Source organism: Sinomonas halotolerans (assembly GCF_039615075.1).
Classification (GTDB): Bacteria; Actinomycetota; Actinomycetes; order Actinomycetales; family Micrococcaceae; genus Sinomonas; species Sinomonas halotolerans.
On sequence record NZ_JBDFRB010000002.1, the window covers coordinates 306557 to 320631 of the forward strand.

At 73.7% G+C, this 14075-nt stretch carries 12 protein-coding genes; 5 read left to right on the forward strand and 7 right to left on the reverse strand.

What is annotated here, in order from left to right; all coding sequences use genetic code 11:
- Positions 1-84: 84 nt before the first annotated feature.
- From nadA to ABCQ75_RS03865, 4 genes are read left to right on the forward strand one after another with little or no spacing between them, the layout of a single operon-like run.
- Entirely contained in the window at positions 85-1404 is a 1320-nt protein-coding gene (gene nadA / locus ABCQ75_RS03850; RefSeq protein WP_345883188.1) for a quinolinate synthase NadA, read from the forward strand.
- Positions 1401-3215 carry an L-aspartate oxidase gene (locus ABCQ75_RS03855; protein WP_345883189.1) on the forward strand — a complete coding sequence of 605 codons (1815 nt, stop codon included), beginning with the start codon at positions 1401-1403 and terminating at the stop codon, positions 3213-3215. The genes nadA and ABCQ75_RS03855 overlap by 4 nt, the downstream gene beginning before the upstream one ends.
- Before the next feature lies 1 nt (position 3216).
- On the forward strand, positions 3217-4332 hold the full coding sequence (nadC, locus tag ABCQ75_RS03860; RefSeq protein ID WP_345883190.1) for a carboxylating nicotinate-nucleotide diphosphorylase: 1116 nt from the start codon (positions 3217-3219) through the stop codon (positions 4330-4332).
- Positions 4329-5501: a cysteine desulfurase family protein gene (locus ABCQ75_RS03865; protein ID WP_345883191.1), complete on the forward strand. Its 1173-nt coding sequence runs from the start codon at positions 4329-4331 to the stop codon at positions 5499-5501. Before nadC ends, ABCQ75_RS03865 begins: the two co-directional genes overlap by 4 nt.
- Here the strand turns inward: ABCQ75_RS03865 and ABCQ75_RS03870 are convergent.
- The 7 genes from ABCQ75_RS03870 to ABCQ75_RS03900 form a co-directional block, all read right to left on the reverse strand.
- Positions 5498-6397 (reverse strand): HNH endonuclease signature motif containing protein, encoded by a 900-nt coding sequence (locus ABCQ75_RS03870; protein ID WP_345883192.1) that lies wholly within the window; start codon positions 6395-6397, stop codon positions 5498-5500. The two genes, ABCQ75_RS03865 and ABCQ75_RS03870, sit on opposite strands and share 4 nt — an antisense overlap.
- Entirely contained in the window at positions 6355-6753 is a 399-nt protein-coding gene (locus tag ABCQ75_RS03875) for a hypothetical protein (RefSeq protein ID WP_345883193.1), read from the reverse strand. Before ABCQ75_RS03875 ends, ABCQ75_RS03870 begins: the two co-directional genes overlap by 43 nt.
- Before the next feature lie 347 nt (positions 6754-7100).
- Entirely contained in the window at positions 7101-7628 is a 528-nt protein-coding gene (locus tag ABCQ75_RS03880; RefSeq protein WP_345883194.1) for a GtrA family protein, read from the reverse strand.
- 126 nt (positions 7629-7754) lie between these two features.
- A complete protein-coding gene (locus ABCQ75_RS03885; protein ID WP_345883195.1) occupies positions 7755-9284 on the reverse strand; it encodes an amino acid permease in 1530 nt (509 codons plus the stop codon).
- Between the two features lie 192 nt (positions 9285-9476).
- Positions 9477-10913 (reverse strand): aspartate ammonia-lyase, encoded by a 1437-nt coding sequence (gene aspA, locus ABCQ75_RS03890; protein ID WP_345883196.1) that lies wholly within the window; start codon positions 10911-10913, stop codon positions 9477-9479.
- Positions 10914-11005: 92 nt separating this feature from the next.
- Positions 11006-12181: an asparaginase gene (locus tag ABCQ75_RS03895; RefSeq protein ID WP_345883197.1), complete on the reverse strand. Its 1176-nt coding sequence runs from the start codon at positions 12179-12181 to the stop codon at positions 11006-11008.
- A 101-nt stretch (positions 12182-12282) separates the two neighbouring features.
- Positions 12283-13014, reverse strand: coding sequence for a FadR/GntR family transcriptional regulator (locus ABCQ75_RS03900; RefSeq protein WP_427916028.1), 732 nt, complete (start codon positions 13012-13014; stop codon positions 12283-12285).
- A gap of 180 nt (positions 13015-13194) precedes the next feature.
- On the opposite strand from ABCQ75_RS03900, the gene ABCQ75_RS03905 reads away from it, so the two are divergent.
- Positions 13195-14064, forward strand: coding sequence for a hypothetical protein (locus ABCQ75_RS03905; RefSeq protein ID WP_345883199.1), 870 nt, complete (start codon positions 13195-13197; stop codon positions 14062-14064).
- Positions 14065-14075 lie beyond the last annotated feature (11 nt).

Genomic DNA, 14075 nt, shown 5'->3' on the forward strand with positions numbered 1-14075 from the left:
CGTTCCTCCCCGTCCCTCTCCGTTCCCAGCCGTTCCTCTCCGTTCCCGCCTTCCCCCCGTCAGCACCCACCCCAGGAGCACAGCATGACCTCGGTCGCCACCAGCATCAGCCTCATCACCCGGGCCGAGGCGGAGCGCCGCCCCGCAGGGACCTCCGGCGCGTCCACCGGCAGCACCTGCGGCACGGACCTCGCGAAGGGCCCTTGGGAGTTCGACGCCGCCGAGGCGCTCCGCGGAATGCCCGCCTACGGCCCCGGGGCCTCAGTCGCCGACATCGCCCCGGCCTCGACTCCGCGCCAGGGCCAGCTCCCGAAGGAGTACCGCGATGCGCCCGAGGCGGAGCTGCACGAGCGGATCCGCGCGGCCAAGTCCACGCTGGGGGACCGCGTCGTCGTCCTCGGGCACTTCTACCAGCGCGACGAGGTCGTCGAGCACGCCGACTTCGTGGGCGACTCCTTCCAGCTCGCCAACGCGGCCCTCACCCGCCCGGATGCCGAAGCCATCGTGTTCTGCGGCGTGCACTTCATGGCCGAGACCGCGGACATCCTCTCCCGCGACGACCAGGCCGTGATCCTGCCCAACCTCGCGGCCGGCTGCTCGATGGCGGACATGGCGGACATCGATTCCGTCGAGGCCTGCTGGGCCCAGCTCGAGGAGCTCTTCGGCACCGAGCCGGACGAGGATGGCCGCGTCCCGGTCATCCCCGTGACGTACATGAACTCCTCGGCCGCGCTCAAGGGCTTCTGCGGCGAGCGTGGCGGGATCGTGTGCACGTCCTCGAACGCCGCGACCGTTCTCGAGTGGGCCTTCGAGCGCGCGCAGCGCGTCCTGTTCTTCCCCGACCAGCACCTCGGCCGCAACACGGCCAAGGCCATGGGCGTGCCGCTGACGCAGATGCCGATGTGGAGCCCCCGCAAGCCGTGGGGAGGGACGGACCCGCAGACCCTGACGGACGCGCGCGTCATCCTCTGGCACGGCTTCTGCTCGGTGCACAAGCGCTTCACCGTCGCCCAGGTCGAGAAGGCCCGCGCCGAGTACCCGGGCGTGCGCGTCATCGTGCACCCCGAGTGCCCCATGGAGGTCGTGGACGCTGCGGACGAGTACGGCTCGACCGACTACATCCGCAAGGCCATCGCCGCAGCGGCCGAGCCCACGGCCTTCGCGATCGGCACCGAGATCAACCTCGTCAACCGCCTCGCGGCCGAGTACCCGCAGCACACGATCTTCTGCCTCGATCCGGTGATCTGCCCGTGCTCGACCATGTACCGGATCCACCCCGGCTACCTCGCGTGGGTCCTCGAGGGCCTCGTCGAGGGCGAGGTGCGCAACCGCATCGAGGTTCCCGCCGAGGTTGCCGGCACGGCCCGCGTGGCCCTCGAGCGGATGCTGGCGGCGCGGCCGTGACGGGCGCCCTGGGCCGAGCCTCCGCCCGGCGCCTTGTCGTCGTCGGCAGCGGCGTCGCCGGCCTCGTCGCGGCGATCCGGGCTGCGTCACCGGCCGCGGCATCCGGGGGCGCGCCGGCAGACGTCGTCCTCCTCACCAAGGGCCGCCTCGAGGAGAGCAACAGCATGCTCGCCCAGGGCGGCATCGCGGCGGTGCTGCCGGAGGGCCGCCGGGCGCCGGGCGACGCCGTGGCACACCACATCGCGGACACGCTCGCCGCGGGCGCGGGGCACGGATCGCGCGCGGCCGCCGAGGCCATGTGCGGGCAGGCAGCGCGCACCGTGGACGCCCTCACCGGCCATGGCGTGGTGTTCGACCGGGGCGTGGACGGCCGCCTCGCCCTCGGCCTCGAGGCCGCGCACAGCTTCCCGCGCATCCTCCACGTGGGCGGGGACGCCTCCGGGGCGGGGATCACCCGCGCCCTCGTCGCCGCCGTGCGTGCGCTCGAGGCCGCCGGGCGCGTGCGCGTCGTCGAGGGCGCACTCGCCACGGAGCTCATCCTGGACGCCGGCCGCGTGGCCGGGCTCGAGTACGTGCAGGCCGACCACGGCGCCGGGGGCGCCCCGGCCTCCCCGCACGCCGTCCCTGCGCGGCCGGCGCCAGCCCGCCTCGACGCCGACGCCGTCCTCCTCGCCACGGGCGGCGCCGGCCGGCTCTACGCCCGCACCACGAACCCGGCGGTCGCGACGGGCGACGGCGTCGCGCTCGCCTTCCGGGCAGGGGCCTTGCTGCGCGACCTCGAGTTCTACCAGTTCCACCCCACAGCCCTCGAGACCACGGACGCCGACGGACGGCCCCGTTCCCTGCTCGTCTCCGAGGCGGTGCGGGGCGCCGGTGCGGTGATCCGGGACGGAAGCGGGCGCAGGTTCGTCTCCGACTACCACCCGCTCGGGGAGCTCGCCCCCCGGGATGCGGTCTCCCGCGCCCTCGCCCTGCACGCGCGCTCCGGGCACGGGCCGGCCTTCCTCGACGCGACGGCCCTCGAGCTCGAGCACGGGGCCGGCTACCTGTCCCGCCGCTTCCCGGGCCTTGACGCGATGACCCGCGCCGCGGGCTTCGACTGGCGCCGGGACCTCCTGCCGATCGCCCCCGCGGCCCACTACTGGATGGGCGGCGTGGCGACCGACCTCGACGGCGCGACAAGCATCCCCGGCCTGTACGCCGCGGGAGAGGCCGCCTGCACGGGCGTCCACGGCGCCAACCGGCTCGCGTCCAATTCCCTCCTCGAGGCTGCCGTCTTCGCCGCCCGCGCGGTGGACCGCTTCCTCGGCCATAGCCGCCGCGATGAGGCGTGGGGTGCTGGCGAGTGGGGCACCGCTGGGGGTCGCGGTCCCCTCCGGCCGGCCCCGGGAGTCCACGCCCCTGAGGCCTTCAGCGTCGGGCTCGCCGCGGCCGACGCCCCCGCGGCCGACGCCCTCGCGGCCGACGTCCTCGCCGTCGCGGCCGAGCCCGGCCCCGCGCCCGCGTCCCTGTCGGGGCGCGAAGGGCACGCGCTCCTGGCCGCGGCCATGGAATCGGACGCCGGCGTGCTCCGGGACGCGGCCGGCCTCGCCAGGCTCGCAGGGACCCTGCGCGGCTGGCACTCCGACGACCCCGAGACCCGCAGCCTCCTGACCGTCGGACGCCTCGTCGCCGCTGCGGCCGCCGCCCGCGAGGAGTCCCTCGGGGCCCACTGCCGCCTCGACTTCCCCGAGCGCCGCTTCGGCGGGCCGGGCGGGGAAGCCCGGATCGACGTCGTCCGCCAACCCGCCCTGGCAGCAAGGACCGCCTGACATGACCACAGCGACCCCCGCCCACACCGGGCCCGCCCACACCGGGCCCGCCCACACCGGGCCCGCCCAGACCGGGCCAGCCCACACCGGGCCCGCCCACACCGGGCCCGCCCAGACCGGGCCCGCCCACACCGGGCCCGCCTCGGCACCCACCCCTGCACCCGCACCCGCCCCAGTTCAGCCTGCGCCCATCCCGCTTGCGACTGCGCCCATCCCGCTCCCGCCGGCCGCGGTGCGCCGGGTGCTCGAGACGGCCTACGCGGAGGACGCGCCGAGCGGCGACCTGACCTCGCTACTCCTCATCCCCGCGGGGGCGCGCGCCACGGCCGAGCTGCGCGCCCGCGTCCCCGGCGTGTTCGCGGGCGGCCCCGTCGTGGAGGCCGGATTCCTGATGCACGACGCCGATGCCTCCGTGGACCTGCTCGTCGCCGAGGGGGAGGCGTTCGACGCCGGCGCCGTCCTCGCGCGGATCACGTGCGGCGCGCGCGCCCTCCTCACGGCCGAGCGCGTGGTGCTCAACCTCGTCCAGCGGATGAGCGCCATCGCCGCCCTCACGGCGCAGTACGTGGCGCTCACGGCCGGGACGCGCGCCCGCATCGTGGACACGCGGAAGACCACCCCCGGCCTGCGCGAGCTCGAGCGCTACGCCGTTCGCTGCGGCGGGGGCCGCAACCACCGCTTCAGCCTGTCCGACGCCGTCATGGCCAAGGACAACCACCTCGCTGTCCTCACGGGCGGGGACGATTCGAAGCTCACTGGCGTCCTGCGTGCGGCGAAGGAGCGACTCGGGCACACGACCTGCTTCGAAGTGGAGGTGGACCGGATCGCGCAGATCGAGCCCGTGCTCGCCGCCGGCGTGGACACAATCATGCTCGACAACTTCACCCCCGCCCAGCTGCGCGAGGGGGTCGCGCTCGTGGCGGGCCGCGCGACGGTCGAGGCCAGTGGCGGTGTGATCCTCGCGACCGTGGCGGAGATCGCCGCGACCGGCGTGGACGTCATCTCGGTCGGCGCGCTGACCCATTCCGTGGTCAACCTCGACCTCGGGCTGGACGTGACGCTGGACGCCGGGGCGGGCGCGCAGCCTCGTCCTCGTCCCACCCAGGTGACACCGTGATCTACCTCGACGCCGCCGCCACGACCCCCGTGCGCCGCGAAGTCCTCGAGGCGATGTGGCCCTGGCTCACGGGCGAGTTCGGGAACGCCTCGAGCCACCACGAGCTGGGCGCGCGGGCCCGGGACGGCCTCGAGGGCGCTCGGGCCGAGGTGGCCGGGATCCTCGGGTGCCGGCCCTCCGAGGTGGTGTTCACCTCCGGCGGGACCGAGGCCGACAACCTTGCGGTGAAGGGCATCGCCCTCGCCCGTCGTGCGGCGGACCCGGGCCGCACGCGCGTGGCGGTGAGCGCCGTCGAGCATCCTGCGGTCCTGGAGTCCGCGCGGAGCCTTGCGCGCCTGCACGGGTTCGCCGTCGACGTCGTGCCCGTGGACGGCCACGGCGCCGTGGAACCGGCTGCGCTCGCCGGGGTACTCGGTCCGGACACCGCGGTGGCCTCCGTCATGTACGCGAACAACGAGGTCGGGACCGTGCAGCCGGTCGCGGAGCTCGCCGGGGCGGCCCGGGCGGCCGGAGTCCTCTTCCACACCGACGCCGTCCAGGCGGCCGGGTGGCTGCCCCTCGACGTCCGCGCCCTCGGGGCCGACGCGCTCTCGCTGTCCGGCCACAAGCTCGGCGCGCCGAAGGGCGTCGGCGCGCTCTACGTGGCCGGACGCGTCACGGTGGAGCCCGTCGTCGACGGCGGCGGCCAGGAGCGCGGCCTCCGTTCCGGCACCGAGAACGTGGCCGGGGCTGTGGCCTTCGCGACCGCCTTGCGGCTTGCCGAGGCCGAGCGTGCCGCCGCCGCCGCACGCGTCGGGGAGCTCCGCGACAGGTTCGTCTTCCGGGTGCTCGCCCTCGTCCCTGACGCGCTCCTCACGGGGCACCCAACGCAACGGCTCCCCGGCAGCGCTTCCTTCTGCTTCCCGCGGGTGAGCGGCGAATCAGTGCTCCTCGAGCTCGAACGCAGGGGGGTCGTCTGCTCGTCCGGCTCGGCCTGCGCGGCCGGCTCGAGCGAGCCCTCCCACGTCCTCACCGCGCTCGGCCTGGCTCCCGAGGTGGCCCAGACTGCCGTGCGCTTCACCCTGCCCGCGACCGTCACATCCGAGGAGCTCGACGCAGCCGCTGCCGCCCTCGCCGACTCGTATGGCGCCGTGCTCTCGCTCGCTGGGCCCGCGAGCTGTCCTCCCTAGAAGGGCGGCGGTGATTCTCCTTCCGGATACGTCACGTAGCGACGTCCTGCGGGTGACGTCCATTCGAGCGTCCCCGGAGGCGGGTCAGGGTCCGGTGCCGCCGGAATCTGGCTGGTCGGCGTCTGGCTTGCTGGCGCGTGTGCCGCTGATGCCTGCCGCACCTTCCAATGGCCGAGGGTCTTGAGCCGGTGGTGCTGGCGGCAGAGGAGCGCAAGGTTGCCGACGTCGGTGCTGCCGCCCTGGGACCACTCCCGGGTGTGGTCGGCCTCCGCGGCGGCGGCGGCCTTGTCGCAGCCTGGGAAGCGGCAGGTGGCGTCCCGGGCGCCGAGGAACCTGCGCTGGGCGAGCGTCGGCGCGTAGCGGCGACGGCCGACCGCGAGCGGCGCGCCGGATCCGGAGTCGACCCAGAGGTTCGACCAGCTCGTGGCCTCGCCCGCCAGACGCCGGGCCACGTCCGGTCCGATCGGCCCGTAGCCGATCACTTCGCCGGGTGCGTGGCCGTCATCCGCGAGTGTCGCGACCGGGACCGTGACGACCAGCTCTGTCCGTACCCCGCCGGACGGGCGGCGGCCCCACGCCTCAGGGCCTTCTGGGCCCGCCAGCAGGTCGGCGAGGACGTCTGCGCGGAGCTGATTGATGGTGCGGTCCTCGTCAGGGGCTTGGAGCGAACGTGCGAGGGACTCGAGCTGGGTGTCCACGCGGGCGCCCACCTCGAGGGGGAGGTAGGCCGTGAGCCAGCACATCCCATCCCCGGCAGGCTCGAGGTCCACTCGGCGTTCCGTGACCGCCTTGGCGTGCCTGGCCTCGAGAGGTTCCGCCGCATACTTCTCGGCGAGCCGCCGCAGACGCCGGGTCAGGGCGCCCTGGCTCGGCACGCAGTCGGGGTCGTCCGGCACGGCCATCGCCAGGGCGGCCTCTGCGAACTCCCGGTGCCGGGACCCGGGACCGGGATGCCGGCGTCGACGATCGAGAGGGCACGCTGGCGCGTGAGGCGACCCGCAGCGAGCGCCCCCAGCACGCCGAACCACACGGGGTCCGTGAGGGTGAGCGCCTCGGCGACCATCGCCGTCGCGCGGCGCTGGGGGATGCGCAGCGCGGCCGCTACCTCCGACGCCGCTACGGCAGGTGCTTCCGCCCGCTCGAACCGATCCTCACTCCACCCGCCCAGCGCGCCGGCCAGAGCCTGCAGCGTGAGCGCGCGCCGTGCAGCGAGCGCTGCCTCCTCCGACTCGAGCAGCGTGAGCTCTTCCACCAGCCGGTCCGCGGTCTCGGTCTGCAGGTCCGCCGCGAGCGCTTCGGGGGAGGGCAGACCTGCGTCCTGCTGCGGACGGGGCGGCGCTGACGCGTGAGGCTCATGTGCGCCGCGGTTGTCGGGAGGGGCAGGGCCGGGAGGAAGCGGTTCTGGCTCACAGGCGTCGGCTGCGGCCCACTCGGCGACGAGCCAGCCCGGAGGCTCTGGGGGACAGGCGTCACGGGAGCCCGTCAGGGCGGCGGACCACGCGGGATCAGCCTCAGGCCAGTCCTCGAATCCGCGTTCCCATGACATGTACCAAGACTAGAACGCACCTCCGACATTTCTCGTCGCGCCTCACGAACGCCTCAGGCGTTGCGTGCGCGGCGGAAGATCCAATGGCGCAAGAGGGTGAAGCGCACGGCGGTGGCGGCCCAACCGGCGATCGTCGTCGTCCACAGCTCCTGCACCACCGTGGCGTCCGGCGAGATCCAGTGCAGCACGCCGAGGCTTCCCGCCGTGAGGGCGAGGGCCACCCCAAGCGCCACGAGGCCGTTGAGATGGTCTTCCAGGAGCCGTGTCGATCCCCGCACCTTGAAGGTGAACCGCCGGTTGAGCGCGGTGTTCATGACGGAGGTGACGATGAGCGCCACCGCGTTGGCAGCCTGTGCCCCGATCCAGGGCCTGCACAGGGCGTAGAGGGCAAGAGAGCTGAGCGTGCAGACCACGCCGACGCCCGTGAACCTGGTCAGCTGCCGGATGAGCGGGAAACGCCACAGGACCCCCGGGGCCGCAAGGGCCCTCGGCCACCCCCTGCGCGGCCGGAGGCCCCGACGTTCCGGAGCCTGGAGCTCCGGCCTCGTCGGGGCCTCTCGGGACGTGCTGTGCTGGTCCATGGGTCCAGCCTTTCATGCTCCGCCGGCCCGCTCGTGGCCGGCAGGCGGGCAGGCGGGCAGGCGGGCAGGCGGGCAGGCGGCGGGCAGGCCGGCAGGCGGGCAGGCGGGCCGAGTCGGCGCCCCGCCTCAGCTGACCGAGGTGGTGCGCTCCGCCACGACGGGAGCCTGTCCGGTGTACCCGTCGCGTTCCTCGGCGATGGCGCGGATGCGGTCGCGGCAGGCGTACCAGCCGGCAACCATGAGGACGCACGCCACCGCGGTCGCCGCGAGGGTCCAGGGCGAGTCGACGAAGACCATGGTCAGGACGACGGCGAGGAACACGAGGGTGGCCCAGCCGGTGTAGGGGGCGCCGGGCATGCGGAAGGCAGGGCGCTCGGTCCAGCCGCGCTTGGCCCAGCGTGCGAGCTGCATCTGGCACAGCACGATGGTGGCCCATGTCGTGATGATGCCGACCGAGGCCACATTGAGCACGATCTCGAAGGCCTCGCCGGGCACGAGGTAGTTCAGCGGCACTCCGAGGAGGGACACGGCCGCGGTGATGGCGATGCCGCCGTACGGGACGCCGGCCTTGTTCATGCGGAGGGCGTACTGGGGAGCGGAGCCGGCGGCGGCCATGGAACGCAGGATGCGGCCCGTGGAGTAGAGGCCGGCGTTGAGGGAGGACAGGGCCGCGGTGAGGACGACGAGGTTCATGATGACGTCCACGCCCTGGACCCCGATCGACCCGAAGAAGGTCACGAAGGGGGACACGCCCTTCTCGTACGCGGTGAAGGGCAGCAGGAGGGAGAGCAGGACGACCGAGCCGACGTAGAAGACGGCGATGCGGAACACGACCGAGTTGATGGCCTTGGGCATGACCTTGGCCGGGTTCTCGGTCTCGCCGGCGGCGGTGCCGACGAGCTCGACCGAGGCGTAGGCGAACACGACGCCCTGCATGAGCAGGATCATGGGCAGCAGGCCGTTCGGGAAGATGCCCCCGTTGTCGGCGATGAGGGAGAATCCGGTCGGGTCGCCCGTCGGGGTGCCGAACGCGACGAAGTAGATCCCCACGATGAGGAACGTCACGAGGGCGGCCACCTTGACCAGCGCGAACCAGAACTCCATCTCGCCGAAGACCTTGACCGAGACCAGGTTCAGCGCCAGGACGACCACGAGGGCGATGAGCGCCCAGGCCCACTGCGGCACGGCCCCGATCCACGGCACATAGCGTCCGAAGAAGTCCATGTAGAGGGCTGCGGCGGTGATGTCCACGATCGTGGTCATGGCCCAGTTCACCCAGTAGAACCAGCCGGAGGCGAACGCGGCCTTCTCGCCGAAGAACTCCCGCGCGTAGGAGACGAACGAGCCCGACGACGGCCGGTGCAGCACAAGCTCGCCCAGGGCACGGAGGATGAAGAAGACGAACACGCCGCAGATCGCGTACGCGAACACGAGCGAGGGGCCCGCCACCGCGAGGCGGCCGCCGGCGCCGAGGAACAGCCCGGTGCCGATCGCCCCGCCGATCGCGATCATCTGGATCTGACGGCCCTTGAGGCCCTTGTGGTAGCCGGCGTCCTCGGCGTGGAGGACGTGGTCGGCCGCATGCGCGTGGCCGTGGTCTTCGAGGTGGTCCGGGATGGCGTCGCCCTGGGGCCGGGCAGGCTGGGATGCGGACATCGGTGTCCCTTTCGAGGTGGGTGGAGGCTCAGGGTGAGGGGGCAGGTTCGGGCGTCGGCGGGCAGGGGTGGTCGCCCGCGGACTGGGGGGTGGGCGCCGGCCCGCAGGGGGTGGTGCGGGCTGGCAGGGGACGTGGCGGCAGGTGGAAGGGCGGCAGGATGAGGCGCACGACGACGCCTCGCGCGGCTTGCGCTACCGGCTCAGGTTCGCGAGGCGCTCGGGGCGCAGGAGATCCTCGAGCCGCTCGGCGGTCAGGAGGCCGCGTTCGAGCACGAGCTCGGCGACGCCGCGGCCGCTCGCGAGCGCTTCCTGCGCGATGGACGTCGCGGCCGCGTAGCCGAGGTAGGGGTTGAGGGCCGTGACGAGGCCGATCGACTGCTCGACCGATTCGCGCAGTCGTTCCTCGTTCGCGGTGATGCCGCGGACGCAGCGCTCCGTGAGGGTCTCGCAGGCCGCGGTGAGGTGCGTGATGCTCTTGTGGAGGCTGTGCACGATCACCGGCTCGAAGGCGTTGAGCTGGAGCTGGCCGCCCTCGGCCGCGAGCGTGATCGTCACGTCGTTGCCGATGACCTCGAAGGCGACCTGGTTGACCACCTCGGGGATGACGGGGTTGATCTTCCCTGGCATGATCGAGGATCCGGACTGCACTGCGGGCAGGCTGATCTCCGCGAGCCCCGCGCGCGGCCCCGAGGCCAGCAGCCGCAGGTCGTTGCAGATCTTCGAGAGCTTGACCGCCACGCGCTTGAGCACGCCCGAGAGGTGCACGAACGCACCCATGTCCTGGGTCGCCTCGATGAGGTCGACGGCGGTCACGAGGGGCAGGCCCGTGGTCTCGCCGAGGTGCCGGCAGGCGGCCTCGGCGTAGCCGGGAGGGGCGTTGAGCCCCGTGCCGATCGCGGTCGCGCCGAGGTTGATCTCGTGGATCAGCTGCGAGGCCTCGCGCAGGCGCTCGCGGTCCTCGCCGATCGTGATGGCGTAGGTGCCGAACTCCTGGCCCAGGGTCATGGGCACCGCGTCCTGGAGCTGCGTGCGCCCCATCTTCACGACCGTGCGGAACTCGGCCGCCTTCTCGGCGAACGCGTCCTCGAGCCGGGCGAGCGCGCCCAGCAGGTCCTCGATGCCCGCGACCGTCGCGACCCGGACTGCCGTGGGGTAGACGTCGTTCGTGGACTGGCTCAGGTTCACGTGGTCGTTCGGGTGCAGGTGCGTGTACTCGCCCTTCGCGTGCCCGAGCAGCTCGAGCGCGCGGTTGGCGATGACCTCGTTGGCGTTCATGTTCGACGACGTCCCCGCACCGCCCTGGATGACGTCGACGACGAACTGGTCCACGAGGTGCCCGGCGAGGATCTCGCGGCACGCGGCCTCGATCGCCTCGCCCCGTGCGTCGTCGAGCAGGCCGAGCTCGCGGTTGGTCCGCGCCGCGGCGAGCTTGACGGCCGCGAGGCCGCGCACGAGGTGGCCGTTGGTCGAGAGCGGCTGCCCCGTGATCGGGAAGTTCTCGACGGCCCGCAGGGTGTGGACGCCCCAGTAGGCCTCGGCGGGGACGTCCCGGTCGCCGAGGAGGTCGTGGTCGGTCCGGCACGCGCGGTCCGCCCGGCTGTGCTCGAGCGGGATGGTGGACTGGGTCATGGCGGCGTCGCCTTTCGGGTCTGGGGCGGCCCTCGGGCCTGGGGCTGGGGGAGCGGGATCGCCGGGTGCGGAGAGCGGGCGCGGGCTGCCTGTCACTGGGCCGGGAACGCGTCGTCGAGCGCCACGAGGCTCCCCGTCGGCCGGCCGCCGCCGAGCACCACGGGACGGGCGAGCGGGACCAGGGCCCCGCCGTCGAGTGCCTCGGGGACGCCGAGCGCGGCGAGCGCGCGCACGGTGATCGGCATGCGGGCGCGGTCGCCGCCGTCGGCGACCTTGAGGGCGAGGGCCCGGCCGTCGGGGAGGCCGACGAGCTGGACGCCCTCGAAGCCGTCCTTCGCCACTGCGCCGGGGAGGACGCGCATGAGGGCCGTGACGTCGCGGTCCTCGCCGGCGACCATCTCGGGGTGCGTGCGCATTGCGCGGCCCACGGCGGCCTCAGGGCTCAGGCGGCCGACGGCGGCCTCCGCGCCCGGGTGCACGGCGTCGCCGTCGTGGGCACGTGCACCAGTGCCCGCTGCGGCGCGGGCGATGAGGCCGTAGGCGCGGGCCATGCCGGCGAGCGTCACGGCGGGCACCGGCGTGCCGCACCCGTCCGTGCTCCAGGCCTCGGGCGTCTCCCCGGTCAGCTCCGCGACGGTCGCGGCGACGAGCCGCTGGAGCGGGTGGGCCGGATCGAGGTAGCCGGCGATCGGCCAGTCGTTGAGCGTGCAGACCGCGGCCATGGCGGCGTGCTTGCCGGAGCAGTTCTGGCAGAGCTGGTCGGGACCGCCCGAGGCGCGGAGCCATGCCTCGCGCTCTGCCGCGCCGTAGGGCAGGTCCGTCGTGTTGGCGAGGGCGGAGGGGCCGAGCCCGTGGAGCCGGAGGATCTCGAGGGCGCCGTCGCGGTGCTCGGGACCGCCGCTGTGGCTCGCCGCTGCGAGGGCGAGCAGGCGGTCCTCGAGGCGGAGGCCTGCGCGGACGAGCGCGACGGCCTGGAGGGGCTTGAGTGCTGAGCGGGGGTAGAACGGCCCGGGGTCGCCGGCCTGCCACAGGATGCTGCCGCCTGCATCCGGCGAGCCGGTGGCCGCGATGCTTCCGTAGTGCACGCTCTCCACGAGGCCCCCGCGCGACTGGACGGCGAGGGGGACGTGCGCGGGGAGGGCCGCGGGCGCTGCGGCGTCGTGGCCGCGAGCGGCAGAGGGTGCGGCGGGCACGACGCCGTTGGAGGGTGCGGCGGGCACGGCGCCGTCGGAACGGGTGGCGTGGGCGGGAACGGGGGAGGGCGTCATGGTTCCTGGCGTGTCGATGGTGGCTGGTGGGGACGTTGGGCGTCGCGCGTTGGGCGTCGAGGGTCGGTGGGGCGTCGGGTGCCGGCCGCCTGCCGGCCTGTTCAGGCCTTCGGCGCGAGCGACCCGAGGGCGTGGCCCACGGCCTCGAGGTGCTCTGCCATCGCCGCGCTCGCGAGCTCGGGCGAGCCGGCCTCGATGGCGGTCACGATCTTCTGGTGCTCGAGGTCGGAGGCGCGCTGCCGGTCGGCGACGAGGTTGAGCGTCTCCGACTGGTGGGCGAGGGCATCGCGGAGGTCGGCGACGACGGACTCGAACACCCTGTTCCCGCTCGTGCGGGCGATGTGGCCGTGGAAGGTCGCGTCGAGTGCGACCCACGCGGCCGGATCGTCTTCGAGGGCCATGTCCGCGATGATCCCCTTGAGGGTTGCGAGGTCCTCCTCGGTACGGCGCATGGCCGCGAGCCCTGCAGCGGGGACCTCGATGTGGGGGCGGGCCTCCGTGAGGTCCCGCGCCGAGTACCGGCCGAGGACGAGGTCGCCGGAGACCCGGCCCGAGACGACGAAGGTGCCCTTGCCGGTGTGCGTTTCCGTGAGGCCGAGGGCGGCGCAGGAACGGAGAGCCTCGCGGACCACTGAGCGGCTGACGCCGTAGCGCGCGGCGAGGGCCGCCTCGGAGGGGAGCCGTGACCCAACCGGGGAGGCCCCGGACTCGATGTCGGCGCGGATGTCCGCGAGGACCGCCTCCGCAGCGCTCAGCCGGGCGAGGGGGCGCCGTCCGGAGGTTCCAAGGAGCCCTTCAGGCTGTCGAGGTGTCAAGCTGTCTGACAGGTTCACGCCACCGACTATGGCACCGGTCACAGCAGGGTGTCAAGCCGGTCCGCCCCCCGGGACCTCGGCCGGCACGGCGGCTCTCCGGACAGAGCGGAAGGCCGGATCGCAGTCGGCCACCCTCGGCCCTGCGCGTGCTCGCACCAGGCCGCCCTGGTGCCGGGGCGATTCGCTAGGGTGGGCCGCATGGACGCTCTCCGCTCGCGCGCATCCGGATCCGCCTGCCGCTCCACGAGCCCCGCGCGCCCCTCGAGGCCCAGACGCTCCGCGAGGCCTCGCCGGTGGCCGCTGACGGCGGCGGCCCTCGTCGGCGTCGTCCTCCTCTCGGGATGCGGCGGCGCGCCCGCCAGCCCTGTCTGGACAGGGGTCGCGTCGGGCACTGCCGGGGCCACGCCGTCTGGAGGGAAGAGCGCGGGGCCGGCATCGGCGTCGCCCTCCGGGACCGCCGGCGGCACGGCATCGCCGCGGCCCACCTCGGCGAGCTGGAAGACCTTCACGGACGCTCGGAAGACCCTGAGCTTCGAGCTCCCCGAGGCATGGATCGTGCAGACCGCCGCACCGGACGAGGGCTCGAAGCAGGACGCGCAGCGCTTCGACGTCAAGACGGCGGACGGCGAGCACGTCGCCACCCTGCACACAGGCGTCCCGGTTGCGTTCTCGAAGCCGTGCGCCGCGAAGGACCGCAAGCCCTACACCGTGCTCGTGAGCGAACCGGTCGACGTGCCGTTCGCGGACATCCCCGGCGCGATCGAGCCGCGCTTCGTGTTCCGCGTGGTCCAGGGCCGGCAGTTCGTCGGCTCATACGGGATCACCACCATGCCCACGGCGGTGGACGGGAAGGTCTGCGAGCTGCAGAACGAGGTCTCGGGGCCCGAGGCCACCGGGGGCTTCTGGTTCGGCGACCAGCCCAAGGTCATCCCCGGCAGCGAGCAGTACGGCAGCACCCGGACGATGTTCGATACCCTTGCTCAGGCGTCGACCTACGTGGAGGAGTCCACGGAGTTCGCCGACGTCCAGCGCATGATCATGTCGCTGGAGTTCACCGCCCGACCCTAGTCTGGAGACCC